A 25,687-nucleotide genomic window follows, 5' to 3' on the forward strand; every position below is an offset into this window, starting at 1 on the left:
GATCACCGCACGCTGGCGTTGAACTTGTCCAGCACCGCCGAGCCCGGGCACAGCGTGTCCGCCTCCAGCGTATTGAGCGGCGTCTCGACCGTGTTGAGATGCTCGTGCAGATCTTCCGCATCGGGGTCGACGTACAGAAGCCCGGTGACGATCTGGCCCTTGGCGGCGTGCCTTGCGAGGAAGGTCTGGGCTCCTAACCGGTCATGCGGATCGTAGTCGGCGTCGATCTTGCGCAGCGCGATCTTGCTGCCGTCATGCTGCTCGACCATTTGCACCGTGCCCGGCGCATAGTCGACCGCGATCGGGTCTCGGCCGACCAGCACGTCGAGCCGATTCACCGCGTCGTTGTGCTCGCGGACGTAATCAAAGCTCTTGGTCGAGCCGGCATGGTTGTTGAATGCGATGCAGGGACTGATGACATCGATGAACGACGCGCCCTTGTGTCGGATCGCGGCCGCGATCAGCGGCACCAGCTGGGTCTTGTCGCCGGAGAACGAGCGCGCGACGAAGGTGGCGCCGAGTTGCAGGGCGATCGCGACGAGGTCGATGGCGTTGTCGGTGTTGGTCACACCCTTCTTGGATTTCGAGCCGCGGTCGGCGGTCGCCGAAAACTGACCTTTGGTCAGGCCGTAGACGCCGTTGTTCTCGACGATATAGGTCATGTTGACGCCGCGCCGGATCGAATGCGCAAATTGGCCGAAGCCGATCGAGGCGGAATCGCCGTCGCCGGAAACGCCGAGATAGATCAAATCGCGGTTGGCCAGGTTGGCGCCGGTCAGCACGCTGGGCATGCGGCCATGCACGGAGTTGAAGCCGTGCGAATTGCCGAGGAAATAGTCCGGCGTCTTCGACGAGCAGCCGATGCCGGAGATCTTCGCCACCCGGTGCGGCTCGATCGAGAGCTCGTAGCAGGCTTCGATGATCGAGGCCGTGATCGAATCGTGGCCGCAGCCGGCGCACAGCGTCGAGATCTTACCCTCGTAGTCGCGGTGGGTGTAGCCGAGCTCGTTCTTCTTCAGGCTCGGATGATGGAATTTCGGCTTGGCAATATAGGTCATGACACGGCCTTGCGGAGCGGGGTCACCTTGAGGTGATCCTGGTGGTCGCCAATGGCTTTCGCGATGAAACGGGCGGTGATCGGCGAACCGTCATAGTGCACGATCGGCACCAGCCGCACCGGGTCGATTCCGTTCTCGTTGACGATGAGCTGGCGGAGCTGGCTGTCGCGGTTCTGCTCGACCACGTAGACGAAGTCGTGCTCGGCGAGGAAGCTCGCCACGCTGGAATGGAACGGGAAGGCGCGGATGCGCAGGCGGTCGAGATGATGCCCGCGCGCTTCCAATAGGCCGATCGCCTCGTCCATCGCCGGCGTGGTCGAGCCGAAATAGATCACGCCATATTTGGTCGGCCGTTCCGCATTGGCCTGCAGCGGTCGCGGCACCAGGTCCTGTGCGGTCTCGAATTTGCGCATCAGGCGCTGCATGTTGTCAGCGTAGACGGAGCCCTCCTCGGAGTAGCGGGCATAGCGGTCGCGCGATGTGCCGCGGGTAAAATACGAGCCCTTGGTCGCATGCGTGCCGGGATAGGTGCGGTAGGGAATGCCGTCGCCGTCGACGTCGAGATAGCGGCCGAAGTCGCGGCCCTCATCCAGCATATCCGCGGTCATCACCTTGCCGCGGTCATACTGCTTGGAATCGTCCCACTTCAGCGGGCGGCAGAGCCGGTGGTTCATGCCGATGTCGAGATCGAGCATCAGGAAGATCGTGGTCTGCAGCCGCTCGGCGAGATCGAACGCGGCGGCCGCGAATTCGAAGGCCTCGGCGGGATCTTCGGGGAACAGCAGCACGTGCTTGGTGTCGCCGTGCGAAGCATAGGCGCAGGCGATGATGTCGCACTGCTGGGTGCGTGTCGGCATTCCTGTTGAGGGGCCGGCGCGCTGGATGTTCATGATCACGGCCGGAATCTCGGCAAAGTACGAGAGCCCGATGAACTCCGTCATCAAGGAGATGCCGGGGCCGGAGGTCGCGGTGAAGGCGCGGGCGCCGTTCCAGGACGCGCCGATAACGATGCCGATTGAAGCCAGTTCGTCCTCGCCCTGCACGATGGCGTATTTGGCTTTGCCCGTTTCCGGATCGTGCCGGTACTTTTTGCAATGCGCGGTGAAGGCCTCCGCCACGGACGAGGACGGCGTGATCGGATACCAGGCGCACACGGTGGCGCCGCCATAGACGGCGCCGAGCGCGGCGGCGCTGTTGCCTTCGATGAAGATGCGGTCGCCGACCTTGTCGGACTTCTTCACCCGCAGCCCGACCGGGCATTTCAGGTTCTGCAGCGCCCAGTCGCGGCCGAGATGCAGCGCATGGACGTTGGAGGAAAGCAGTTTTTCCTTGCCCTTGTACTGCTCGCCGATCAGTTGCTCGATCAGCTTCGGGTCCATGTCGAGCAGTGCCGAGAGCGCGCCCAGATAGATGATGTTCTTGAACAGCTGGCGCTGGCGCGGATCGGTGTAGGTCGAATTGGTGATGGCGGTTAAGGGCACGCCGATCACGGTGATGTCGTCGCGGAATTTGGTTGACGGCATCGGCTTGGTGGAATCGTAGAACAAATAACCGCCCGGTTCGATGCCGGCGACGTCCTTGTCCCAGGTCTGCGGGTTCATGGCGACCATCATGTCGACGCCGCCGCGGGCGCCGAGATGGCCGTCTTCGGTCACCCGCACTTCGTACCAGGTCGGCAGGCCCTGGATGTTGGAGGGGAAGATGTTGCGCGGAGACACCGGCACGCCGTGGCGCAGGATCGCGCGCGCAAACATCTCGTTGGCGCTGGCCGAGCCCGATCCGTTGACGTTGGCGAAGCGGACGACGAAGTCGTTTACGCTGCTGATCGGCTTTTTGTCGGACATGCTGAACCTGCGTGAGTCATCTCGATCAAATATTTCTGCATGTCCCACGCTCCGGTGGGACAGCGCTCGGCACACAGCCCGCAATGCAGGCAGACGTCCTCGTCCTTGACCATCACGCGCCCGGTCTTGAGATCGGTGGAGACGTAAAGATCCTGGTCTGGGTGCAGCGAGGGCGCTTTCAGGCGCTGACGGAGATCGCCTTCCTCGCCGTTGCCGGTGAAGGTGATGCAGTCCATCGGGCAGATGTCGGCGCAGGCGTCGCATTCGATGCAGAGCGAGGTCGAGAACACCGTCTGCACGTCGCAGTTCAGGCAGCGTTCGGCTTCGCCGAGCGCCAGCTTGACGTCGTAGCCGAGCTCGACCTCGGTGCGGATGTCCTTCAGCGCGATCACCTTGTCGCGATGCGGCACCTTGTAACGCTTGTCGATCGAGATGTCGTTGTCATAGCTCCATTCGTGAATGCCCATCTTCTGGGATGAGACTTGCACGTCAGGCAGCGGCCGGTCGGTGATGTCCTCGCCCGACAGCATCTTGTGGATCGACAGCGCGGCGTCATGGCCGTGCGACACCGCCCAGATGATGTTCTTCGGGCCGAACGCGGCGTCACCGCCGAAGAACACCTTTGGATTGGTCGAGACGAATGTCTTCGGATCGACCTTGGGCATATGCCATTTGTCGAACTCGATGCCGCAATCCTGCTCGATCCAGGGGAAGGCGTTCTCCTGGCCGACCGCGACCAGCACGTCGTCGCATGCGATGGTCTGGTCCGGCTCGCCCGAGGGAACGAGGTTGCGGCGGCCCTTGGCATCGTACTCGGCCTTCACCTTCTGGAAGGTGATGCCGGTGAGCTTGCCGCCTGCGTGAACAAAGCCGACGGGGACCATGAAATTAAGGATCGGAATGTCCTCGTGGAGCGCGTCCTCCTTCTCCCACGGCGAGGCCTTCATCTCCTCGAAGCCGGAGCGGACGACGACCTTGACGTCCTCGCCGCCGAGGCGCCGCGCGGTGCGGCAGCAATCCATCGCGGTGTTGCCGCCGCCGAGCACGATCACGCGCTTGCCGATCTTGTCGATATGCCCGAACGAGACCGAGGCCAGCCACTCGATGCCGATATGGATATTGCCGGCGGCTTCTTTCCGGCCGGGAATGTCGAGCTCGCGGCCGCGCGGCGCGCCGGAGCCGACGAAGATCGCATCGTAATTCTCCGCAAGCAGCGATTTCATGCTCTCGATGCGGTGGCCGCCCCTGAAGTCGACGCCGAGGCCCAGGATGTAGCCGGTCTCCTCGTCGATGACGGAATTGGGCAGGCGGAATTTCGGGATCTGCGTGCGCATCATGCCGCCGGCTTCGGGATCGGCATCGAACACGGTGCAGTGATAGCCGAGCGGCGCGAGATCGCGCGCCACGGTCAACGAGGCCGGGCCCCCGCCGACGAAAGCGACGCGCTTGCCATTCTTTGTTGCGGGGCGCGGCAGGCGCTGCTTGATGTCGTCCTTGAAATCGGCGGCAACGCGCTTGAGACGGCAGATCGCGACCGGCGTTTCCTCGACGCGTCCGCGGCGGCACGCCGGCTCGCAGGGACGATCGCAGGTGCGTCCCAGGATTCCGGGAAACACGTTCGATTTCCAATTGATCATATAGGCGTCGCTATAGCGGCCTTGTGCGATCAGTCGGATGTATTCGGGAACGGGGGTGTGCGCAGGACAGGCCCATTGGCAGTCGACCACTTTGTGAAAGTAGTCGGGGGCCGCAATATCGGTCGGTTTCATTCCTACCCTGTCCGCGCAGGCTCAAAGACCCGGCGGCCTCTTTCTGAGCTTGGCGAACGCTTAACGCGCTTCGATCTGGTTTCTGAATGACGTCATTGGGTTAGCTTATTAGAACCTTTCCGAAGTACAACGGCAAATTTTCGCGCTTCCCCTCTTTCATGGGAGCTACGCGCGCACAGCATTAACGCCGCGCGCGCGGTGCGTGCGGTGCAACATGTTGCCATGCGTGCGAGCGCGTCAGCCGCGCGCGATGTCGCTCTTCGCGAGATCCCACATCAGGCAGTACGTGCCGACGGAGACCGGAGGCGGCAGGGGCGATGCAGCCGGGCCGGTGAAGCACTCAGCGATGACGGCCGAGACCGCGCCGATATGCGTGCCGTCGATCAACACGAACCAGTCGCGGGCGCCTTCATTGCGCACCGCCGGAATGCCCGCCGTTGCGCCCGACAATTCCGGTTCGCTTTCGAGCAGATGCATCGAGATGATGCCGTCGCGCTGTTCGGGCCTGAGCTTGGCTTGCAATGCGTCACGCCAGGGCGCGGCCTTGTCCGGCGTCGGCCGCAGCCGCACCACGCCGAGCGCAGCGCCTCGTCCAGTGCCGTTGCTGATGGTAATGCGTGCGACCACGCGCAGCATGTCCTTGAAGCGGGCCATGCTGCGCCGCGACCAATCGGTCTGGTTGGCGAGCCGCGCCCGGTAGGCAGGGCTGTCGAGCACGTCGAGCGTCGCGGTCGAGTACAGCGAGAGATATTTGGGATTAGCGGCATGCGCGACATAGCGCCGCGCTTCCAGGAATCCGTCGATCGCGACGCGCTCTTCCAGATGCTCGCGATCGTACCAGCGGTTGAAATCGGCCTCGTCGGCTGCATCGACATTCATCGACGTCAGCAGCATGCCTTTCCCGGCGAGCGGCATTCTTCTTGTCCTCTCATCGCCCGATCTTCGATGCGAGGTCGGCGATCGACTTCATCACCGCATCCCTCACGCCGGCATCATAGAGCGAATGTCCGGCGCCTTCCACGATGCGAAGCTCGGAACCCGGCCACACTTTCGTTAGGGCCTGCGATGTCTCGGGAGGGCACAGCAGATCGTAGCGGCCCTGGACGATGATGCCGGGAATGCCCGTGAGCCGGCCTGCGTTCCGCAACAAGTGGTGTTCGCTCATGAAGGAGTTGTTGATGAAATAATGCGCCTCCATGAACGGCGTCGCCGGCAGCGTGCGCCAGACGTTCAGTGACGCCAGGTCGAGCCGCGTCTTGGCGGGCTTGTGCTCGGACAAGGCGCGCTCGGTGTCATGCCAGGCGCGCGCCGCGGGTCCGTGAACGGCAGGATCGGCATCGAGGATGTGGCGCCAATAGGCGTCCACCGGCTGCGCCCGCTCTTCCGCTGGCAGCACGCTGAGAAAATCTTCGTAGAGCGCGGGATAAAATTGCGGCAGGCGCGAGCTGAACGCTGTCTCGACCTCCGTCCGCGTGCCAAGGAACGTCGCGCGTAGCGCAATGCCGGACACGCGATCGGGATGCGCCTGCGCATACGCCAGCGCCAGCGTCGCGCCCCAGGAGCCGCCGACCACCATCCAGCGGTCGAAGCCGAACTTTTCGCGGATTGTCTCCATGTCCGCGATCAGATGCGCCGTGCTGTTGTGCTCGCGCGATCCCTTGGGACGGCTGCGGCCGCAGCCGCGCTGGTCGAACAGCACCGCATGCATACGCTCGGGATCAAAAAGCCGGCGATGGTCGGGCTGGCAGCCCGAGCCGGGCCCGCCGTGCAGATAGACCGCGGCGATGCCGTCGCTGCGGCCGACGCTCTCGACATAGAGCTCATGGCCGGCGCTGACGGCGAGCATGTCGGACGTCAGCGGCGCAAACGGGTCGGCACGCCTTACGGATGTTCCTGCGTCGGCGTCAGGCGCCATTCTCGGATTCCAGGGTGCCGCCGGCAAAATTGCGGTAGAGGAAGCGGCTGGTCTCGCCCTCGGCCTCGCGCTCGGCCTGCTTGAAGATGGTCTCGTGCAACGGCGACAACGCACAGGCGGGATCGGTGTTGGCGGCATCGCCGGTCAGCGCGAAAGCCTGGCAGCGGCAGCCGCCGAAATCGATCTCGCGGAATTCGCAAGTCTTGCACGGCTCCTTCATCCAGCCGGTGCCGCGATAGCGGTTGAAGGCCTCGGAGTTCTGCCAGATCCAGGCAATCGAATGGTTGGAGCGCACCGATTCGAATTCGAGCCCGGTGATGCTCTCGGCGGCGTGGCAGGGCAGCACCTTGCCCGCGGGCGAGATGTTGAAGAACTGCCGGCCCCAGCCGCCCATGCATTTCTTCGGCCGCAACGCGTAATAATCGGGCACGACATAGTCGATCGTCAGCCGGCCCTTGAGCCGCTCGCGCGCCTCCTCGACGATGCGGGTGCACTCGTCGAGCTGCGCCACCGTCGGCATCAGCGCGGCGCGGTTCTTCAGCGCCCAGCCGTAATATTGCACGTTGGCGACCTCGAGCCGGTCGGCGTCGAGATCGACAGACATCTGGATGATGTCAGGAAGCTGGTGCAAATTCTGCCGATGCATCACCGCGTTCACGGTGAGCGGCAAATCGAGCTCGCGTGTCCATTTCGCCACTTCAAGCTTCTTGCGATGGCCGTTCCTGTAGCCGGCGACGCGATCGGCAAGGCCCTCTTCGACGCCCTGGAAGCTGATCTGCACATGGCAGAGCCCGGCATCGGCCAGTTCGCCCAGCCGCTCGCGCGTCAGCAGCACGGCCGAGGTGATGAGGTTGGTGTAGAGCCCGACGTCGGTGGCATGCTTGACCAGCTCGACAAGGTCTTTGCGCGCGGTCGGCTCGCCGCCGGAGAAATGCACCTGGAGCACGCCGATCTCGGCGAGCTCGCTCAGCACCTTCTTCCATTCGTCGGTGGTCAACTCCTTGCCGGAGCGGTCGAGCTCGACGGGGTTGGAGCAATAGGGACATTGCAGTGGACAGCGATGGGTGATCTCGAGCAGCACCGCGAGCGGAATGCCGAAGGTCTCCGCCGTCGAACGCTGCCTCTCCAGCACCGCGAGGCTGTCGCTGGGTGGGATGGTCACGTCGCTCATGACGTCTTCTCCCTGATCTCGGTGAGGAAGCCCTTGTCGGCGAGATCCTGCAGCATGACGATGACGTCGGCCAGGATCGCCTCGCGTGGAGCCGCATATTTCGCCGCGAGCTGATCGGACACGTCGCCGACACTGCGCTTGCCGTCGCAGAGTTGCAAGACTTCCACGGCGATCTCGTCGGGCGCCAGCACCCGCTCCGGCGCCAGGATCACCCACACCTTGCGGGTCTCGTCGTATTTCAGCTTGGCATGCCGCGGCAGCACGGGGCGGCTTGCCTCGCTGACGCTGATATTGCGCGGCCCGGCCATCCCGTTGCTCCCTAGGCCGCTTTGGGCACGAATGCGCCCGGCGGAATGTGGCCCTCGACATAGGCGTGCTGGAGCGCATCCAGCTGCACCCACAACACGTTGGTCTTGAAGATCAGCGCGTTGCACACAAGCGCGCGCTGCTCCGGCGTCGTGGCGTGCGCCTTGACATAGTCGAGCGCGAAGCCGGCATCGCGCGGCGCCTGCGCCAGGCGGCGCTTGAAATAGCTCATGATGTCGGGGTTGACGAAGTCGTAGTGCTCCAGCATGCCGGAGATACGCTCTTCATGCAGGTTCGGCGCGAACAATTCGGTGAGCGAGGAGGCGATCGCCTCCAGCGGGCTTTTTTCGCGACAATAGTGCACGTAAGCCTCCACCGCGAAGCGCGTCGCCGGCAAAATTCCTTCCGTCGATTCCACGTAGGCCGTGTCGAGGCCGAGGCCTTCGGTCAGCTTCAGCCAGCGCTCGATGCCGCCTTCGCTTCCGACATCGCCGTCGTGGTCCTCGATGCGATGGCGCCACTCTACGCGCGTGGCGCGGTCGCGGAAGCGCGAGATCACCACGGCGTCCTTGATCGGGATCGTGCTCTGGTAATAGTAGCGGTTCAGCGCCCAGGCCTGCACCTGGCCCTTGTTGAGCTTGCCGCCGTGCAGCAGCTTATGAAACGGATGCAGGCTGTGATAGCGCGTCGCCCCGATATGGCGCAGCGCCGCCTCGAGCTCATCGGCGCTGCTGAGCCTGATGTCCTTGCCGATCGAGAGCGCAGTCATTCCAGTCATTGACGCCGCATTCACAGCACGATCTCCGTTCCGTCGGCCGGTATCTGCCAGCCTGCCGCCTCCGCGGCCTTGCGCTCCAGGGAGGCGGGCAGGAGTGTCGGGTTCGAGTTATTGATATGCAGAAAGACCTTCCTGTCGAGCGTGAGGTCGGCCAGCCGTGCGATGGCGCCGGACTCGCCGGACATGGCGACATGTCCCATGCTCTTGCCTGTCTTCTGGCCGAGCCCGGCCTTGATCATCTCGTCGTCGCGCCACACCGTGCCGTCAAAGAACACCAAGGCGGCGCCGTCGATTTCGGCCTTGAGCGCGTCGGTGACCTCGGCGCAGGCTGCGATGAAGTAGAAGCACTTGCCCGTCGCCTTGTCAGTGATCTTCAGCCCCAGCGTATCGCCATCGCCGCTCTCCCCGCCGGGATGTGCCTTGCCCTCAAGATACCAGGCCGACTTGCCCGAGACTGCGAAGGGCAGCACCTCCAGCCCCGAGCGTGTGCCGTCGGTGAGGCGCGGCTCGAATGGCTCGTGAATGCCGATCGGCTGGCGCCGCACGTGCTTCTCGTTCAGCACGTTGAAGATGCTGTTGCTGGCAAGGATCGCCAGTACCTTCTCATGCGCATAGATCGTGAACGGCGAGCTCTCGCGCATCGACAGCAGCCCCGCCACCGCGTCCACTTCGCTGTTGGTCAAAATCACGCCCGCAATCGGCGTATGGCGCAGCGCCCCGGCCTTGGGGTGCAGTTGCGGCGTGGCATTCAATTGCTGGCGCAGATCGGGGGAGGCATTGATCAAGAACCAATGCTCGCCGTCGCCGCTGAAGGCGACCGAGGCCTGGGTTCTCTGAAACTCTGGGCCGTTTTCACGGGCCGCCCGGCAACCCTCGCAACCGCAATTCCATTGCGGCACTCCGCCGCCGGCTGCGGCGCCCAGGACGACGACGCGAAGCATGATCCGTCTCCTGGAGGCAACGTCGCCAGGTGGATCTCAGGCCGGCACAGTTTTTATCTTCCGGAAACTGATCGTGACCGAAAGAACGTGCGCCGAGAGATCCACCTGCGCAGAACGCAAACTCACCAGCCGCTTACTTGCGGGTGGCGCTCACATACATGTTGATTTCCATGCCGCAGGGCACTTCAACGATCTTCGGGGCTTTCCAAGCCATTTTGGCACTCCATTTTCGCGAATTCGGACGTATCCGCCCATCCTTAAGTTAGTGCGCGTCGCAAAGTTCGCCAGTGAAATTTTCCCGAGAAAGGCCATGTTGCGGCGCGAAAAGTGCCGGGAACACCACTTCTGACACGCTGCCTTGCATCAGGCGCATTCGGTCGCGAACCCTGTCCTGATAAAGCAGTTGTGAGTGCAGTGCAGCTTTCAATCCGGTACAGGCGCCCCAAACTGGATCTTCGTGATGCCCAAATATTTCTTCAACACCCGCATCGGCGACGAACTGATCGTGGATCCCGAAGGCGAGGACCTGCGCAACCCCGACCGCGCCTGGGAGGTCGCCCGCCAGATGATCCTGGAAGTGGTGAAGTCCGAGGGCGCCCAGCGCGCCCTGCTGGAGGCCGTGATCGAGGTCACCGACGTCGAAGGCGACATCGTGCTGGAATTTCCCTTCACCGAGGCCCTCCTGGACGTCCCGGACCCCTCAGCAACAAGGCATTAGCCCCACCTCTCTCCCGTCATTTCTTCGTGCCCTTCGCCCTGCGAAATGCGCATGGCTTTGCCGCGTTCCCGGCGCTAAAAGACGCCGGTCATACGGAGCAAGCCATGCAAGATCTCTGGCGCCTGTCGGCCGCCGACCTCGCCACCCTCGTCAGGTCCAGAAAGGTCTCCGCCAGGGAGGCCGCCAAGGCCGGGCTCGCCCGCCTGGACGCCGTCAATCCCCAGCTCAACGCCGTGATCGACCACCGTCCTGACGACGTGCTCAAGCAGGCCGACGCCGTCGATGCCGCTATCGCGAAAGGCGAGGACCCCGGCGTGCTCGCCGGCGTACCCGTCACCATCAAGGCCAATGTCGACCAGGAGGGCTTTGCCACGACCAATGGCCTCAAGCTCCAGCGCGATTTGATCGCGCGCGAGGACAATCCGGTCGTCGCCAATTTCCGCAAAGCCGGCGCGATCCTGCTCGGCCGCACCAATTGCCCGGCCTTCTCCTATCGCTGGTTCACCACCAATCTGGTCCACGGCGACACCAAGAACCCGCGCGACGCCTCGCTGACGCCGGGCGGTTCCTCCGGCGGCGCCGGTTCGGCGGTCGCGGCCGGTATCGGCCATATTGCCCATGGCACCGACATCGCCGGCTCGATCCGCTATCCCGCCTATGCCTGCGGCGTGCACGGCCTGCGCCCGACCCTCGGCCGCATTCCCGCCTTCAATCCGGCGCTGCCGGAGCGTCCGATCGGGCCGCAGATCATGGCGGTCTCGGGTCCGCTTGCGCGCACGGTCAACGACATCAGAATTTCGCTCGAAGCCATGTCGGCCCGCGACATCCGCGACCCCTGGTTCGCGCCGGTGCCGCTGCAAGGCCCCGCACGGGAAAAGCGTGCCGCGCTCTGCCTCAATCCGGGCGGGCTCGCCACCATACCGGAGGTGAAGGCGGCGGTGAGCGATGCCGGCAAGCGGCTCGAGCGCGCGGGTTGGACCGTCGACATCATCGAGGATACGCCGCCGATGCGCGAGGCGGTAGACTGGCAGATCAAGCTCTGGCTCGGCGACGGTTATGAGGCGCAGTTGGAGATGGCCGAGCGTGAGGGCGATCCCGGTGCGCTGGCGTGCCTCCGCGGCAACCGCAGCAGGGTCATGCCAATGGACCAGGCGAATTACGCGAAGGCGCTGACCCGACGCGCCACGCTGACCCGCGACTGGATGCTGTTCTTCGAAAAATATGCAGTGCTGTTGACGCCGGTCTCCGGCGAGTTGCCGTTCCCCGATCATCTCGACCGCAAGGACGACGACTCCTTCAAGCGGGTCTGGGAAGCCCAGCTGCCGCAGATCGCGATTCCCTTCATGGGATTGCCGGGCCTTGTGGTCTCCACAGGTCTTGTCGGCAAGGCGCCGGTCGGCGTGCACATCGTCTCCGGCCGCTATCGCGAGGATCTCTGTCTCCTCGCAGGCGAAGCGATCGAGGCCGGCGGCGTGCCGCCGTCGCCAATCGATCCCGTGGGCTAGCGATGTCCGTGATCTACGAGTTCAAGGCCAACTCGCTTGCCGGCGAGGAGGTCGCGATGCGCCGCTTCGAAGGGCAGGTGCTGCTGATCGTCAACACTGCGAGCAAATGCGGCTTCACGCCGCAATATCGCGGGCTGGAAGATCTCTATCGCGATCTGTCGCCGCGCGGCTTCTCCGTGCTCGGCTTTCCCTGCAACCAGTTCGGGGCGCAGGAGCCAGGGCAGGCGAACGAGATCCAGGCATTCTGCTCGACCAATTACGACGTCACCTTTCCCCTGTTCGAGAAGGTCGACGTCAACGGCGCAAATGCGCACCCTCTGTATGAGTACCTGAAACGTCAGCAATCCGGGCTTCTCGGCGCCTCCATCAAATGGAATTTCACCAAATTCCTGGTGGACCGTGCCGGCAAGGTGATCGCGCGCTACGCACCGACCGCCCGGCCCGAAGGATTGCGCAATCAAATCGAGACCCTGTTATGAGCGAGACAATCATGAGCGACGAATTTCCGGACCGCCTGTCGGTCGATCCGAACAGCCCCTATTACAACGCGGACATCCTGTCGCGCGACGTCGGCATCCGCTTCAAGGGCGTCGAGAAAACCAATGTCGAGGAATACTGCATCAGCGAAGGCTGGGTCCGCGTCACCGCAGGCAACGCCAAGGACCGCCACGGCAACCCGCTGACCATCAAGGTGCACGGCCCGGTCGAGCCGTATTTCAGGGATAAGAAGTAGTTTGAGCTGAACGCGCGCCGTGAGGTGCGCCGTCATGCCCGGGCTTGTCCCGGGCATCCACGTTCTTCGACGCGGCTAAGACGTGGATGGCGGGGGCAAGCCCGGCCATGACGAGAGGAGAGAGCCCGTAAGAAAGCCAAGCCCATGTCCGTCCGCATCGTCGACGTCCGAGAGATCACCAAGCCGATCTCATCGCCGATCCGCAACGCCTATATCGATTTCACCAAGATGACGACCAGCCTCGTTGCCGTCGTCACCGACGTGGTGCGCGACGGCAGGCGGGTCGTCGGCTACGGCTTCAATTCCAACGGCCGCTACGGCCAGGGCGGACTGATCCGCGAACGCTTCGCCTCGCGTATTCTGGAGACCGATCCGAAGTCGCTTCTCAACGTATCGGGTGACAATCTCGACCCCGACAAGGTCTGGGCCGCGATGATGACCAACGAGAAGCCGGGCGGCCATGGCGAGCGCTCGGTCGCGGTCGGCACCATCGACATGGCGGTGTGGGATGCGGTGGCGAAGATCGCGGGCAAGCCGCTGTTCCGGCTGCTGGCCGAGCGCCACGGCGTCACTGCCAATCCGCGCGTCTTCGTCTATGCCGCCGGCGGCTATTACTATCCCGGCAAGGATCTCTCGATGCTGCGCGGCGAGATGCGCGGCTACCTCGATCGCGGTTACAACGTCGTGAAGATGAAGATCGGCGGCGCGCCGATTGATGAGGATCGGACCCGCATCGAGGCAGTGCTGAAGGAGATCGGCAAGGACGCGCAGCTCGCGGTCGATGCCAACGGCCGCTTCAATCTGGAGACCGGCATCGCCTACGCAAAAATGCTGCGCGACTATCCGCTGTTCTGGTACGAGGAGGTCGGCGATCCCCTCGACTACGCGTTGCAAGCCGCGCTCGCCGAATTCTATCCAGGCCCGATGGCAACCGGCGAAAACCTGTTCAGCCACCAGGACGCCCGCAACCTCATCCGCTACGGCGGCATGCGCCCCGACCGCGACTGGCTGCAATTCGACTGCGCCCTGTCCTACGGCCTGTGCGAATACCAGCGCACGCTGGAAGTCCTGAAGACCCACGGCTGGTCGCCCAGCCGCTGCATCCCGCACGGCGGACACCAGATGTCGCTCAACATAGCGGCTGGTCTGGGCCTCGGCGGCAACGAAAGCTATCCCGACCTGTTCCAGCCCTACGGCGGCTTCCCCGACGGCGTCCGCGTCGAGAACGGCCACATCACCATGCCCGATCTTCCCGGCATCGGCTTCGAAGGCAAATCCGATCTCTACAAGGAGATGAAGGCGCTGGCGGAGTAAACGACGATCGAGTGAGCTGCTCGTTGTCTTCGCGAATGTTGCAGCACGGCCGCAAGTTGCGGATGTCTGCCACTGCTTCGATCATCGCCGCACGGCCGCCGCTTGTGGCAGCAGCATCGGCTGCCACACACCATACATTAGCGTGCGCCACAGCCATTCGATCGGGCCGTACCGGTAGTGACGCAGCCACCATGCGCTGAACAGCACCTGTCCGGCGTAGACGGTCATGCCGATTGTGAGGGCTTGCGTAATGCCGAGCCGCCCGAACAGGCCAAGGCCGTAGCCGTAAAAAATCCAGCCGAAGATGACGGATTGTGCGACGTAGTTGGTGAAGGCCATCCGGCCCAACGGCGCGGCCCAGCCGAGCAGCCTCTTGCCGCGCTCGAAACTGGTGATGCCGAGAACGGCGGCACCATAGCCCAGCGCCAGCACGATGGTGCCAAGTGGCTCGATGCCGACATAGAGTAAGGCCGTGCCGAGACTGATACTGGGGAGCGCGATGACGAACTGGCCGCGTGCATTGTGCAGAATGCCGCTACGCCATGCCAGCGCTCCGACCAGAAACAGCCCGATCGTGCGTAAAAAGACGAACGCGTGCAAAGACGCGATGAGGGGAATTTCGCGAAGGCGGAACGCCAGCACCTCGATGAAGCCGCCCGTCGCGTAGGTACGATTTGCGTCCATGACATCCCGCCAGATCGCGGCGCTGCTGGGAAACAATCCGGCCGGCGGAAACGCTTGCATGGCCAGATACAGCGCGAGAGACGCCAGCGCGGCGAGAGCAACCAGCCAGGACGGACCAAACAGGAAGGGCAGCACGATAAACCCCGCCAGTGCATATTCGGCGAGAATATCGCCGTTCCAGATCAGGCAGAGGTGAATGAGTCCGAACACCAGCAGCGCAGCTAGGCGGCGCAGGAGGAGCGAGGTGCGGCGTCCGCTGTTCTCGAGCCGATCGAATTGAATGGCAAGACCCGCGCCGAACAGAAGCGAAAACAGCGCAAATGCCTTTAGTTCGATGGCTTGTGTCAGGATCGCTTCGATGGCGCGATCGACCGGAGATGCCAACAGCTTGGGGCCAAGAAACTGTTCGAAGATCGAAACGCGGAATTCCATCACGACGTTGATTGCCATGACCCCAAGCAGAGCGATGCCTCGCAGCACGTCGATGGCGTCAATCCGCTCCGAGGGGTTGGCAGGCCGGGGAGATGCGACGCTATCGGAAGTCATTGCGCTATGAAATCCGGTTGCGCCTCGCGAATTATCTGTCGCTTACGACAACCGCATATCCAGCAACCGTCGCCCTTCGCCCTTCAGCAGCTTCTTCACCGCGTTCGACGCCACGACCTCGCCGTCGTTGGCATACGCTTCGTGGTTCTTCTCGATGTCGTCGAGGCGGTAGAGGTAATTGACCATCACGCCGGCCGATTCCCTCAATCCCTTCGGCGACAGGTCCCCCAGCCAGTTGATGCGCTCGAGCCGGGCGCCGTTGCCGAGATGGAAGCGGGCGACGGAGTCGATCAGCTTGCCCTTCGGCGTGCGCGCCTTGAGGAAGTAGTGCGCAGCTAATGGTTCCAGCACGCTGCGGAGCAGGGCCGTCGTCTCGGGGCTCTCGAACCATTTGGCATCGTCGAGGCGCTTCAGCGCCTCGCGGTCCTCGTCCGACAACGGCAAGTCCTTGTCCTGCTTCACCCAGGCCATGAAGCCCGGCACCGGCGAAAGCGTCACGAAGGTGTCGAGCTTGGGCGTCTCGCGGCGCAGCTCCTCGACCACCTGCTTGATCAGGAAGCTGCCGAAGGAGATGCCGCCGAGGCCGCGCTGGGTGTTGGAGATCGAATAGAACACGGCGGTGCGCGCTCGGTCGATCGGCAGATGCTGGCGGTCCACCGCGAGCAGCGGTGCGATCGCGCCCGGGATGGTCTCGGTCAGCGCCACCTCGACGAAGATCAGGGGCTCGTCGACCATCGCGGGATGGAAGAAGGCGTAGCAGCGCCGGTCGACCGGATCGATACGTCGGCGCAGATCGTCCCAATCGCTGATCTCGTGCACGGCTTCATAACGAATGATCTTTTCGAGGATGTTGGCCGGGGTCGACCAGTCGATCCTGCGCAGCACGAGAAACCCCCTGTTGAACCACGAAGAGAGAAGATGGGAGACGTCGCGATCGAGCGCGGCGAGATCGGTATGTCCGTTCATCATGTCGAGCAGATCGGCGCGCATGCTGACGAGATCGCCAGTGCCGCCGGGCGCGCGGTTGAGCCGGCGGATCAGCTCCTGCCGGCGCGGCTCCGAGGCGAAATGCAGCGCGCTTGCGTCCTCGTCGCTCGGCTCGGCGCGCCATTTCTCGATCGCCCTGGACAGGCGCTCCCGATCGGGGCCGAAATCGCGCACCAATCCGTCGAAGAAGGCGCGGCGTCCCGCCGCATCCAGCTCCCGATAGATGTCGAGCACCTCGCGCGCGATGGCGGTGCCGGAGGCTTCGCCCCGGCCCGACAGCAGCGCATCGCAGAGCTCGATCAGCCCATCGGCATCCCGTCTGGTGTCAGCGGAGTCTCCCCGACGAAGCAGCGTGCGGCCGCGCTCGGAGATGGTGGCGAGCAGGTCGGAGAAGAAGGCGTTGGCCATCTGGGCTTTCGTGTCAGGTTTGTGCGTTGCGGGAAGTTTACACGGAATTTGGGCGGAAGCCGATCACAATCAAGCGGAGGAATGCGGCATCTTTGGTGGTGCCATGTCGCCCCGACGAAGCTGTCATGAAAAAGGCGAGGCATGAAAAAGCCCCGGGAGGCCCAGGGCTTAAACTTGCTCGATCATTCGCTCGAAGAGAGTAATGATCAGTACTTCGCCACCACGGCGCCGCCAAATCGATAGTTGATGCCAAGTCGGAACGTATCCATCTCCTGCCGGAAACGATATGTGATGAAGCTAGTCGGAAAGGCCGGATCGAGCGCAGTTACGTTTGTCGTTCCTAGATCAATATGGAGATATTCGCCCTTCAGGCTCCAATTCGGCGCAAAGCCCCATTCAACGCCGGCGCCAGCGACCCAGCCAAAGCGCGTGTTGCTGGAGCTTCCAGCAAATGAACCAACTGCAATTGGCGTGGCGACGTCGGAAGCCCTGGTCTTGACGCCGCCATAGGCCGCGCCACCGGTCCCATAAAACAGAACGTTGTTGATAGCAAAGCCCAGCCGACCGCGGAAAGTACCGAACCAGTCGATATGGTCGCGTCCCGTGGACGTCGTCGTTGCCAGGCCCGGCGGCGTCACGACCGTTGTGTTCGAGCGGCCGATGTCAGCACCCTGAATATCGGTTTCGACGCCGAAGACTAGTCTCTCGACCTGCCAGTTGTAGCCGGCCTGCCCGCCGCCAAAATAGCCGTCATGTTTCGCATTCAGATTCGGTACCTGACCCACCGCGATAGCCGGGGCGAAGGTGGGCGAGGCGGCAACGCGATCGCCGGTCGTGGTACTCCAGGAACCGCCTGCGTTCACGCCGACATACCACCCGGACCAGCTATAGCTTGGGGCAACCACGATCGCGGGCGCCTTGGTGTAAGGGCGTGCAGCCATGTCAGCCGCGGAAGCGCTCACAGCACTGGCAGCCAGAATGGAAACAGCGAGGACGATATTTTTCATAGAGATCTCAACTAAAGAATTGTTTTCAGGATCAAGCGGCTGGGGCGATGAGTCTGAATCATGCAGGCTTGCGACAGCGGAGGCAATTGACGGAACGGAAATAGGGGGCGAGTGCCTCCACACAATTTGGGTATGTTGCAAAAAAGCATCGCACTACCCTTTCCCCGCAAACTCCGTCGGCGTCCGTCCCGTCACCTGACGGAACGCCGCCGAAAACGCTGGCACGCTGGCATAGCCGAGCGATGTCGCGAGCTGCTTCACCGACACACTGGCGTCGGTCGACAGCCGCTGGATCGCCGCGGCGATGCGGGCGCGCTGGCACCAGCTCTTGAAGCTCAATTGCGTCTCCGTCGAGAACAGCCGTGATAGCGTTCGCGCCGAGGTTCCGACCTCGCGGGCGAGCGTGTCGATGTCATGCAGACCGATGGGATCGTCGAGCACGATCATCGCGGCGCGGCGGCAGCGCACTTCGCGCGGCAGCGGCACGAAGGTCGCGGAATCCTCGGCCTGGTGCAGTTCGAGCATGACGAGCCGAACCAGCAGCTCGGTGCGCTCCTCCGTGTTGCGCGCATCGAACAGCGCGAGGATCGCCTGGTTCAGCAGCGGCGAGACCCGCACCACGAATTCCCTGGTCAATCCCTCATGGCGCTGCTCGCGCTGCAGCCAAGGCAGGTCGAAATACAGCGTCCGCATCTCGATGTCGGCGAGCAGGTCGATGGCGTGCTCGAGCCCGGCCGGGACCCAGACGGCCCGGTCCGGCGGCACCAGCCAGCGTCCCCCGGGCGTCGTCACCTGCATCGTGCCCTTGGCCGCATAGATCAGCTGCGCTTCGCGGTGCAAATGCGGGTCGATCCGCATGCCCCTGGGATAGTCGCGCGCGACCAGGTGCACGCCGGCGGGCGAGCGGTGGTTGCTCCGGACCTTCCGGAGGATTGGCGTTTCCAAGACAGTCATTGGCAGCATCCCGTCATGGGGAGGACATATAACTGATTTCGCAGCAGGAGAGGATTCGGGAAATGAACAGCCCCAGCCGGGTGATCAGTTTCGTCAACGCAGGCCATTTCATCGACCATTATGCGATGCTGATCTTCGCCGCCGCCGTCATCATCATGGGGCCGGCGCTCGGCATGGCCTATTCGGAACTTTTGCCTTACGCGACGCCGGGCTTCGTTGCCTTCGGCGCCGGCTCCCTGCTCACCGGCTGGCTGGGGGACCGCTGGAGCCGCCGCCACATGATGCTGATCTTCTTCGTCGGCATCGGTGCTTCCATGATCTCGGTCGGCTTCGTGCAGACCCCGGCGCAGCTCGGTGCCGCGTTGCTGGCGATCGGCATCTTCGCCTCGATCTATCATCCCGTCGGCACCGCCATGATCGTGTCCTATGCCGACCGGCTCGGCCGCGAGATGGGCATCAACGGCGTCTGGGGCAATCTCGGCGTTGCCTCCTCGGCGCTGGTCACCGGCGTGATCGGCCAATATCTCGGCTGGCGCTGTGCCTTCATCGTTCCCGGCGTGGTCACGATCCTGATCGGGGTCGCCTTTGCGATGATGGTCGTGCATGAGGATCGCAAGGGCGCCAAGCAGGCGGCGGCGCAGGCGCGGGTGGCAAAACAGGACATGTGGCGCGTGGTGCTGTCGCTGCTCATCGTCGTGATCGCGATCTCGACCACGTTCAACGCCGTTACGGTGGCGCTGCCAAAACTGTTTGCGGAGCGGCTCGCTGATCTCACCAAAAGCCCGGCGCTGCTCGGCGTCATCGCGGCCTGCGTCTACGTGTTCGGCGCGATGACGCAGTACACGATCGGTCGGCTGCTGGACCGCTACTCGCTGAAGACCGTGGCGCTGCCGCTGTCCTTCATGCTGGCGCCGTTCCTGTATCTGGCCGCGACCCTCAACAATCTGCCGCTGATCCTGGTCTCGATCGGCATCGTCATGGGCGCGTTCGGGCAGGTCACGGTGAACGACGCCATGGTCGGCAAATACACCAGCGAGGAATGGCGCTCGCGCGCCTACGCCGTGCGCTATTTCATCGGCTTCACCGCGGCGGGTGCCTCGGTCGGCCTGGTCGCCTGGCTCTACGAGCAGGGCGGCTTCGTCACCATGCTGCACGCCTTCGCCGCGCTCTGCCTGCTCGCCATCGCAGCCGCGATCATCCTGCCGCGCGAGATCAGGACGCCGCAGGCGGTGTGAGGACCTCGTGTTCCGGCCAAGGGCAGCGAAGCGGAGCGCAGAGCCGGGACCGAGAGCGCCACGAATCCCCGTCTCGCAGGGGACCCGGCTCTGCCGCGCACGCTGAAGCGCTGCGCTGCGTCCGGGGCACGAGAGGGTGAGGCGGCACGCCCGGCACACCAACCACGATGCTATTCTGCCAGTGTGTCGCCCGACGGCGCAAGCCATTTCGGCAGAGCCGAAAATTTCTCAAGCCTTTCAAAGCCATCTCTACTGTGCATGGGGTTGTTTCCGACTTTCTGTTGTCGCTGTCTGTCTCACACGTCAGGAACCCGCTCCACCTCCCGCGGGTTCTACTTGCGGTCGCCACCGGCATCCCGCCTGGGCGGACGAAGGGGGAAAATCACCTGCATGCGATGGCGCCTGCTCCGACCGGTCGGCCTCGTCTCCGCGGCGCTTGTCTTCACCACCGCTGCGGCCGGTGCCGCGGGCGGCACATCGGGCGGCCCGTCCGAATTCCTGCTGGTTGCGCAGATCGTGCTGTTGATCGCGGTCGGCCGCGGCCTCGGCGAGATCATGCAGCGGATCGGCCAGCCCTCGGTGATCGGCGAATTGCTCGCGGGCATCATTCTCGGGCCGTCGCTGTTCGGCTGGATATGGCCGGAGGCGCAGCACGCGATCTTCCCAAGGACACCCGAGCAGAAGGCGATGATCGACGGCATCGCGCAAATGGGCATCCTGCTCCTGCTGCTGCTCACCGGCATGGAAACCGATCTCAAGCTGGTCCGGAAGGTCGGCAAGGCCGCGATCGCGATCTCGATCGCCGGCATCCTGGTGCCTTTCGCCTGCGGCTTTGCGCTCGGCGAGTTCCTGCCCGATGCGCTGCTGCCCAATCCGCAAGCCCGCCTGGTGGCCTCGCTGTTCATGGGCACGGCGCTGTCGATCTCCTCGGTGAAGATCGTCGCGGTGGTCGTGCGCGAGATGAATTTCATGCGGCGCAATGTCGGCCAGATCATCGTCGCGACCGCCGTCATCGACGACACCATCGGCTGGATCATCATCGCCGTAATCTTCAGCCTGGCTTCGCACGGCACGCTGGATATCGCCTCGGTGGCGAAAGCCGCGCTGGGAACGCTCGCCTTCCTCGCCGTCAGCTTCACCATCGGGCGCCGCCTGGTGTTCCAGCTCATCCGGTGGGCCAACGACAACCTCGTCAGCGCGGCCGCGGTGATAACCGTCATCCTGCTGTTGATGTGCGTGATGGCAATGATCACGCATGCGATCGGCGTTCACACGGTTCTGGGCGCCTTCGTTGCCGGCATCCTCGTCGGAGAGTCCCCGATCCTGACGCGACAGATCGACGAGCGGTTGCGCGGGTTGATCTCCAGCTTCTTCATGCCGGTGTTCTTTGGCCTTGCGGGCCTTGCCGCCGATCTCTCGGTGCTGCGTGACCCCAATCTGCTGATGCTCACCGGCCTCTTGGTCGTGATCGCCAGCGTCGGCAAGTTCGGTGGCGCCTTCGTCGGCGGCACATTGGGCGGGCTGAACCATCGGGAGTCGCTGGCGCTCGCGAGCGGCATGAACGCGCGCGGCTCGACCGAGGTGATCATCGCGACCATTGGTCTGTCCATCGGCGTGCTCAGCCAGAACCTGTTCACGATGATCGTGACCATGGCGATCGTGACCACGATGGCGATGCCGCCGATGCTGCGCGCGGCGTTGGCAAGGCTGCCGATGAACAGGGAGGAGAAGGAACGGCTGGAGCGGGAGGAGTTCGAGAAGCGCGGCTTCCTCGCCAATCTCGAGCGGCCGTTGCTGGCGGTGGACGAAAGCGTCAACGCCACCTTTGCCGCCCACATCGCCGGCCTGATCGCCGGCATGCGCGGCCTGCCGATCACCGTGCTGCATATCGGCAAGCGGCCTGAGGAGCAGGAGAGGGGGCGCTACGAGGAGGAGAGCCACGAAGCCGTGGTGAAGAAGGCAGCCGAGGCGGTGTCGGGGAACAGCGAGACAGACGCCGGCAAAGTCGATGTCGTCACTCGTGCGAAGAAGGCGGAGCTCGGACAGACCATCAGTGAAGAGGCGCGTAAGGGCTTTGACCTGCTCGTCGTCGGGATCGACAAGGTCGCTGCGACCAAGGATCGCTTCGGCCGCAAGATCGAGGACATCGCAGCGACGTTCGAAGGACCGCTCGCGATCGTCGCCGCAAAGGGAAAGCACCTGAAGCAGCCGATGCCCGAAGGGCTCAACATCCTCGTTCCCGTTTCCGGCAGCGCCATCTCCAAGCGCGGCGCCGAGGTCGCGGTCGCGCTGGCGCAGGCCGGATCAGGCTCGCTTCGGGTGATCTATGTCGCGACGACGCGCGACAAGGGCGCGCAGCGCGCGCCATCCCGTGGCCTCAGCCAGGAGGCGGGCATCCTCAAGGACGCCAGCGATCTCGCCGCCCGCTATGACGTCGACATCACCACCACGTTGCGGGTGAACCGGGCGCCGGAGGCCGCGATCCTGCGCGAGATCGATACCACCGATGTCGATCTCGTCGTCTTGGGCGTCGACCGCATCCAGGCCGATCATCTGTCCTTCGGCGGCGTCGCCGACTCCGTGCTCAGGCAATCGAAGATCTCGGTGCTGCTGGTGTCGAGCGGCGAGGCCCGGCAAGCTCCGGCGGAGAATGCCTAACCTTTCGCCTCCGCCACTTTCTCCACCTTCGGCGCCTTCTTCGACGCCCGCCAGTTCTCAAACCGCAGCACCACCACGAAGAATGCAGGCACAAACAGCACCGCGAGGCAGGTCGAGGCCAGCATGCCCGAGAACACGGTGATGCCGATCGATTTGCGTGCGCTGGCGCCGGCGCCGGTGGCGAGCACCAGGGGAACCACGCCGAGGATGAAGGCGAACGACGTCATCAGGATCGGCCGGAAGCGGGCGCGGGCGGCCTCGATCGCGGCCTCCAGCACCGGCTTGCCGTCGCGGCCGTGCAGCTCGAGCCCGACCTCGACGATCAGGATCGCGTTCTTGGCCGACAGCGCGATCAAGAGGATCAGGCCAATCTGGCAATAGAGGTTGTTGTCGATCTTGAGCGCCGAGAGGATCAGCATCGGCCCGAGCAGCGACAGCGGCACTGCGAGGATCACGGAGATCGGCGCGTACCAGCTCTCATACTGGCCGGCGAGCACGAGATAGACCAGCAGCATGGCAAGCCCGAACACCCAGTAGATCTGGTTCGAGACCGCCTTCTCCTGATAGGACATCGCGGTCCATTCATAGCCGGTGCCCGGCGGCAGCGTCTTGTCCGCGATCTCTTCCATCAGCTTCAGCGACTGGCCGGATGAGTAGCCCTGTGCCGGCAGGCCGATCACGGTCGAGGACGGATAGAGGTTGTAGAGGCTGATCAGCGACGGGCCGGTGGCCGGTGTGATCTTGGCGATGGTGCCGATCGGGATCATGTCGCCGTTGGAGTTGCGCACCTGCATGTTGGCGATGTCGCGCTCGGTGACGCGGAACGCCGGATCGGCTTGCGTATAGACCTGGAACACGCGTCCGAACTTGTTGAACTGGTTGACAAAGGACGAGCCGAGATAGGTCGACAGCGCCGAGAACACCTGATCCGTCGTCACGTGCAGTGTCTGGGTCTTGACGCGGTCGATCTCGATGTTGAATTGAGGCACCGACGAGCGGAACGAGGACTGCACGCGCTGCAGCGCGCTCTGGCTCTGGCCGTTGCTGACCATCGCCGCGGTGATGGCTTGCAGCTTGGCGAAATCGCTGTTGCCGTCGCGCAGCTCGACCTGCATCGAGAAGCCGGCGGCGTTGCCGATGCCCTGGATCGGCGGCGGCGGCAGCACCAGCGTGCGCGCCTCCATGATGGTCGCGAGCTTGTCATTGAGCCCATACACCAGCGAGCGGAGATCCTCGCCGGGCCCTTTGCGTGCCTCCCAGTCCTTCAGGATGATGTAGGCGACGCCGGCATTGGCAAGGCTGGCGCTGTTGTCGAGCGCGGAGATGCCGGCGATGGTGATGACCTGCTGGACGCCGGGCGTGTCCTTGATGATCCCGCTCGCTCTGTCGAGCACGGCTTGGGTCCGCTCCAGCGCGGCGCCGTCGGGCAGCTGCACGGCGGCGATCAGATAGCCCTGGTCCTCGATCGGCAGGAAACCCGTCGGCACCCGCGACAGGCCGTAGCCGCTGGCTCCGATGACCAGCAGCGCGAACGCGACCGAGATGGTGGCGTGCCTGACCAGGAACGTGATCAGCCGCGTGTAGCCGCGCTCGACGCGGTTATAGACCGCATTGAAACCTCTGTAGAAGAAGTTGCGCCGCTCCGGCGGCACCGCCGGCCGCAGCCACAGCGCGCATTGCGTCGGCTTCAACGTCGCCGCGTTGATGGCGGAGAGAAGCGCGGTGGCCGCGATCACCAGCGCGAATTGCGAATAGATGCGCCCGGTAAGGCCGGCGAGGAACGAGGCCGGCAAGAACACCGAGATCAGCACCAGCGTGATGCCGACGATTGGCGCGAACAGCTGGTCCATCGCCTTGATCGCGGCGTCGTGGCCGTTCATGCCCTGCTCGATGTTGTGCGCCGCGCCTTCCACCACGACGATGGCATCGTCGACGACGATACCGATCGCGAGCACGATCGCGAACAGCGTCGACATGTTGATGGTGAAGCCGAGCGCTGCCATGGCCGCGAACGCGCCGATGATGGTCACCGGCACCGTGGTTGCCGGCACCAGCATCGCGCGCCAGTCCTGCAGGAACACCAGGATCACGACCAGCACCAAAAGGCCGGCCTCGATCAGGGTCATGTAGACCTCGTGCACCGACGCCTGCACGAATTTGGTGGTGTCGAACGGCGTGTCGTATTTGATGCCTTCCGGGAACCGCTTGGCGAGCTCGGCCATCTTCTTCTCGACGGCCTGCTCGACCTGGAGCGCGTTGGCGCCCGGCGATTGGAATACACCGATGCCGACGGCCGGTTGCTTGTTGAGCGAGAAGATCTGGCTGTAGGTCTGCGCGCCGAGCTCAACCCAGCCGACGTCGCGCACCCGCGTGACGTCGCCGCTGGTGCCCGATTTGACGATGATGTTCTCGAACTGGCCGGTGTCGTCGAGCCGTCCGTTGACGTTGAGCGTGTACTGGAACGCCTGTCCCGGCGGCGTCGGCGGCGCGCCGACTTGGCCGGCGGAGACCTGCTGGCTCTGCTGCTGGATCGCCTGGATCACGTCCTGCGGCACGAGGCCCCGGACCTGCAGCTTGTTGGGATCGAGCCAGACCCGCATCGAATACTGGCCGGCGCCGAATACGGTGACGTTGCCGACGCCGGGCAGGCGCGAGAGCTCGTCGCGGATGTTGATGGTGGCGTAGTTGCTTAGGTAAAGGCTGTCGTATCTGGAGTCCGGCGAGGTCAGGGTCACGAACAGCAGGATCGAGGTCGACCGCTTCTGCACGGTGACGCCCTGATTCTGGACGGCGCTCGGTAGCTGCGACAGCGCGCTGGAGACGCGGTTCTGCACCAGCACCTGCGCGAAGTTGAGGTCGGTGCCGATCTTGAAGGTCACGGTCAGCGTATAGGTGCCGTCCGAGCTGCTGTAGGACTGCATGTAGAGCATGTCCTCGACGCCGTTGACCTGCTGCTCGATCGGCAGCGCTACGGTGTCGATCACGGTCTTGGCGCTGGCGCCGGGATAGCGCGTGGTGACCTGCACGGTCGGCGGCACCACATCCGGATATTGCGCAATGGCCAGATTGAACAGCGCGACGCCGCCGATCAGGATCATCAACAGCGCGATGACGTTCGAGAGGACGGGCCGCTCGATGAAGAACTTTGAGATCATG

At 63.9% G+C, this 25,687-nt stretch carries 22 protein-coding genes; 7 read left to right on the forward strand and 15 right to left on the reverse strand.

Going from position 1 to position 25,687, the window contains the following annotated elements; all coding sequences use genetic code 11:
• Positions 1-2 precede the first annotated feature (2 nt).
• The 10 genes from IVB28_RS05470 to pqqA form a co-directional block, all read right to left on the reverse strand.
• A complete protein-coding gene (locus tag IVB28_RS05470; protein ID WP_247525016.1) occupies positions 3-1,058 on the reverse strand; it encodes a 2-oxoacid:ferredoxin oxidoreductase subunit beta in 1,056 nt (351 codons plus the stop codon).
• Positions 1,055-2,902: a 2-oxoacid:acceptor oxidoreductase subunit alpha gene (locus tag IVB28_RS05475; RefSeq protein ID WP_247525017.1), complete on the reverse strand. Its 1,848-nt coding sequence runs from the start codon at positions 2,900-2,902 to the stop codon at positions 1,055-1,057. Before IVB28_RS05475 ends, IVB28_RS05470 begins: the two co-directional genes overlap by 4 nt.
• Positions 2,872-4,671 (reverse strand): FAD-dependent oxidoreductase, encoded by a 1,800-nt coding sequence (locus IVB28_RS05480; protein WP_247525018.1) that lies wholly within the window; start codon positions 4,669-4,671, stop codon positions 2,872-2,874. Before IVB28_RS05480 ends, IVB28_RS05475 begins: the two co-directional genes overlap by 31 nt.
• A 237-nt stretch (positions 4,672-4,908) precedes the next feature.
• Positions 4,909-5,586 (reverse strand): DUF4286 family protein, encoded by a 678-nt coding sequence (locus tag IVB28_RS05485; RefSeq protein WP_247525019.1) that lies wholly within the window; start codon positions 5,584-5,586, stop codon positions 4,909-4,911.
• A gap of 13 nt (positions 5,587-5,599) precedes the next feature.
• Positions 5,600-6,586, reverse strand: coding sequence for a prolyl aminopeptidase (pip, locus tag IVB28_RS05490; protein ID WP_247525020.1), 987 nt, complete (start codon positions 6,584-6,586; stop codon positions 5,600-5,602).
• Entirely contained in the window at positions 6,576-7,757 is a 1,182-nt protein-coding gene (gene pqqE, locus IVB28_RS05495) for a pyrroloquinoline quinone biosynthesis protein PqqE (protein WP_247525021.1), read from the reverse strand. Before pqqE ends, pip begins: the two co-directional genes overlap by 11 nt.
• Entirely contained in the window at positions 7,754-8,065 is a 312-nt protein-coding gene (gene pqqD / locus IVB28_RS05500) for a pyrroloquinoline quinone biosynthesis peptide chaperone PqqD (protein WP_126255155.1), read from the reverse strand. The genes pqqE and pqqD overlap by 4 nt, the downstream gene beginning before the upstream one ends.
• Before the next feature lie 11 nt (positions 8,066-8,076).
• Positions 8,077-8,856, reverse strand: a complete 780-nt coding sequence (gene pqqC, locus IVB28_RS05505) for a pyrroloquinoline-quinone synthase PqqC (protein WP_247525022.1) — start codon at positions 8,854-8,856, stop codon at positions 8,077-8,079.
• Positions 8,853-9,782 (reverse strand): pyrroloquinoline quinone biosynthesis protein PqqB, encoded by a 930-nt coding sequence (gene pqqB, locus IVB28_RS05510; RefSeq protein ID WP_247525023.1) that lies wholly within the window; start codon positions 9,780-9,782, stop codon positions 8,853-8,855. Before pqqB ends, pqqC begins: the two co-directional genes overlap by 4 nt.
• A gap of 133 nt (positions 9,783-9,915) precedes the next feature.
• Positions 9,916-9,996 (reverse strand): pyrroloquinoline quinone precursor peptide PqqA, encoded by an 81-nt coding sequence (pqqA, locus tag IVB28_RS05515; RefSeq protein ID WP_007595659.1) that lies wholly within the window; start codon positions 9,994-9,996, stop codon positions 9,916-9,918.
• Between the two features lie 246 nt (positions 9,997-10,242).
• Between pqqA and IVB28_RS05520 the strand changes: the two genes are divergently transcribed.
• From IVB28_RS05520 to tarD, 5 genes are all read left to right on the forward strand, one after another.
• On the forward strand, positions 10,243-10,500 hold the full coding sequence (locus tag IVB28_RS05520) for a hypothetical protein (RefSeq protein ID WP_247525024.1): 258 nt from the start codon (positions 10,243-10,245) through the stop codon (positions 10,498-10,500).
• A gap of 104 nt (positions 10,501-10,604) precedes the next feature.
• A complete protein-coding gene (locus IVB28_RS05525; protein ID WP_247525025.1) occupies positions 10,605-12,005 on the forward strand; it encodes an amidase family protein in 1,401 nt (466 codons plus the stop codon).
• A gap of 2 nt (positions 12,006-12,007) precedes the next feature.
• Positions 12,008-12,484 (forward strand): glutathione peroxidase, encoded by a 477-nt coding sequence (locus tag IVB28_RS05530; RefSeq protein ID WP_247525026.1) that lies wholly within the window; start codon positions 12,008-12,010, stop codon positions 12,482-12,484.
• Positions 12,481-12,738, forward strand: coding sequence for a DUF3297 family protein (locus IVB28_RS05535; protein WP_015684132.1), 258 nt, complete (start codon positions 12,481-12,483; stop codon positions 12,736-12,738). The genes IVB28_RS05530 and IVB28_RS05535 overlap by 4 nt, the downstream gene beginning before the upstream one ends.
• 144 nt (positions 12,739-12,882) lie before the next feature.
• Positions 12,883-14,052, forward strand: coding sequence for a mandelate racemase/muconate lactonizing enzyme family protein (gene tarD, locus IVB28_RS05540; protein WP_247525027.1), 1,170 nt, complete (start codon positions 12,883-12,885; stop codon positions 14,050-14,052).
• An 81-nt stretch (positions 14,053-14,133) separates the two neighbouring features.
• On the opposite strand, the gene IVB28_RS05545 is transcribed toward tarD, so the two are convergent.
• The 4 genes from IVB28_RS05545 to IVB28_RS05560 all read right to left on the reverse strand — a co-directional run bounded on the left by IVB28_RS05545 (position 14,134) and on the right by IVB28_RS05560 (position 18,638).
• A complete protein-coding gene (locus IVB28_RS05545; protein ID WP_247525028.1) occupies positions 14,134-15,282 on the reverse strand; it encodes a DUF418 domain-containing protein in 1,149 nt (382 codons plus the stop codon).
• Positions 15,283-15,324: 42 nt separating this feature from the next.
• The gene (locus IVB28_RS05550) at positions 15,325-16,677 is read right to left on the reverse strand and encodes a malonyl-CoA decarboxylase (RefSeq protein ID WP_247525029.1); all 1,353 of its coding nucleotides are present in this window, start codon (positions 16,675-16,677) and stop codon (positions 15,325-15,327) included.
• A 206-nt stretch (positions 16,678-16,883) separates the two neighbouring features.
• Positions 16,884-17,684 carry an outer membrane beta-barrel protein gene (locus tag IVB28_RS05555; RefSeq protein WP_247525030.1) on the reverse strand — a complete coding sequence of 267 codons (801 nt, stop codon included), beginning with the start codon at positions 17,682-17,684 and terminating at the stop codon, positions 16,884-16,886.
• Positions 17,685-17,837: 153 nt separating this feature from the next.
• Positions 17,838-18,638: a helix-turn-helix transcriptional regulator gene (locus tag IVB28_RS05560; RefSeq protein WP_247525031.1), complete on the reverse strand. Its 801-nt coding sequence runs from the start codon at positions 18,636-18,638 to the stop codon at positions 17,838-17,840.
• 62 nt (positions 18,639-18,700) lie between these two features.
• Here IVB28_RS05560 and IVB28_RS05565 point away from each other — a divergent pair, with 62 nt between their 5' ends.
• Positions 18,701-19,873, forward strand: a complete 1,173-nt coding sequence (locus tag IVB28_RS05565; protein WP_247525032.1) for an MFS transporter — start codon at positions 18,701-18,703, stop codon at positions 19,871-19,873.
• Between the two features lie 390 nt (positions 19,874-20,263).
• Positions 20,264-22,531 carry a cation:proton antiporter gene (locus IVB28_RS05570; RefSeq protein ID WP_247525033.1) on the forward strand — a complete coding sequence of 756 codons (2,268 nt, stop codon included), beginning with the start codon at positions 20,264-20,266 and terminating at the stop codon, positions 22,529-22,531.
• On the opposite strand, the gene IVB28_RS05575 is transcribed toward IVB28_RS05570, so the two are convergent.
• Positions 22,528-25,686 (reverse strand): multidrug efflux RND transporter permease subunit, encoded by a 3,159-nt coding sequence (locus IVB28_RS05575; RefSeq protein WP_247525034.1) that lies wholly within the window; start codon positions 25,684-25,686, stop codon positions 22,528-22,530. The two genes, IVB28_RS05570 and IVB28_RS05575, sit on opposite strands and share 4 nt — an antisense overlap.
• Position 25,687 lies beyond the last annotated feature (1 nt).

It is taken from the genome of Bradyrhizobium sp. 199, assembly GCF_023073355.1.
Taxonomy (GTDB): Bacteria; Pseudomonadota; Alphaproteobacteria; order Rhizobiales; family Xanthobacteraceae; genus Bradyrhizobium.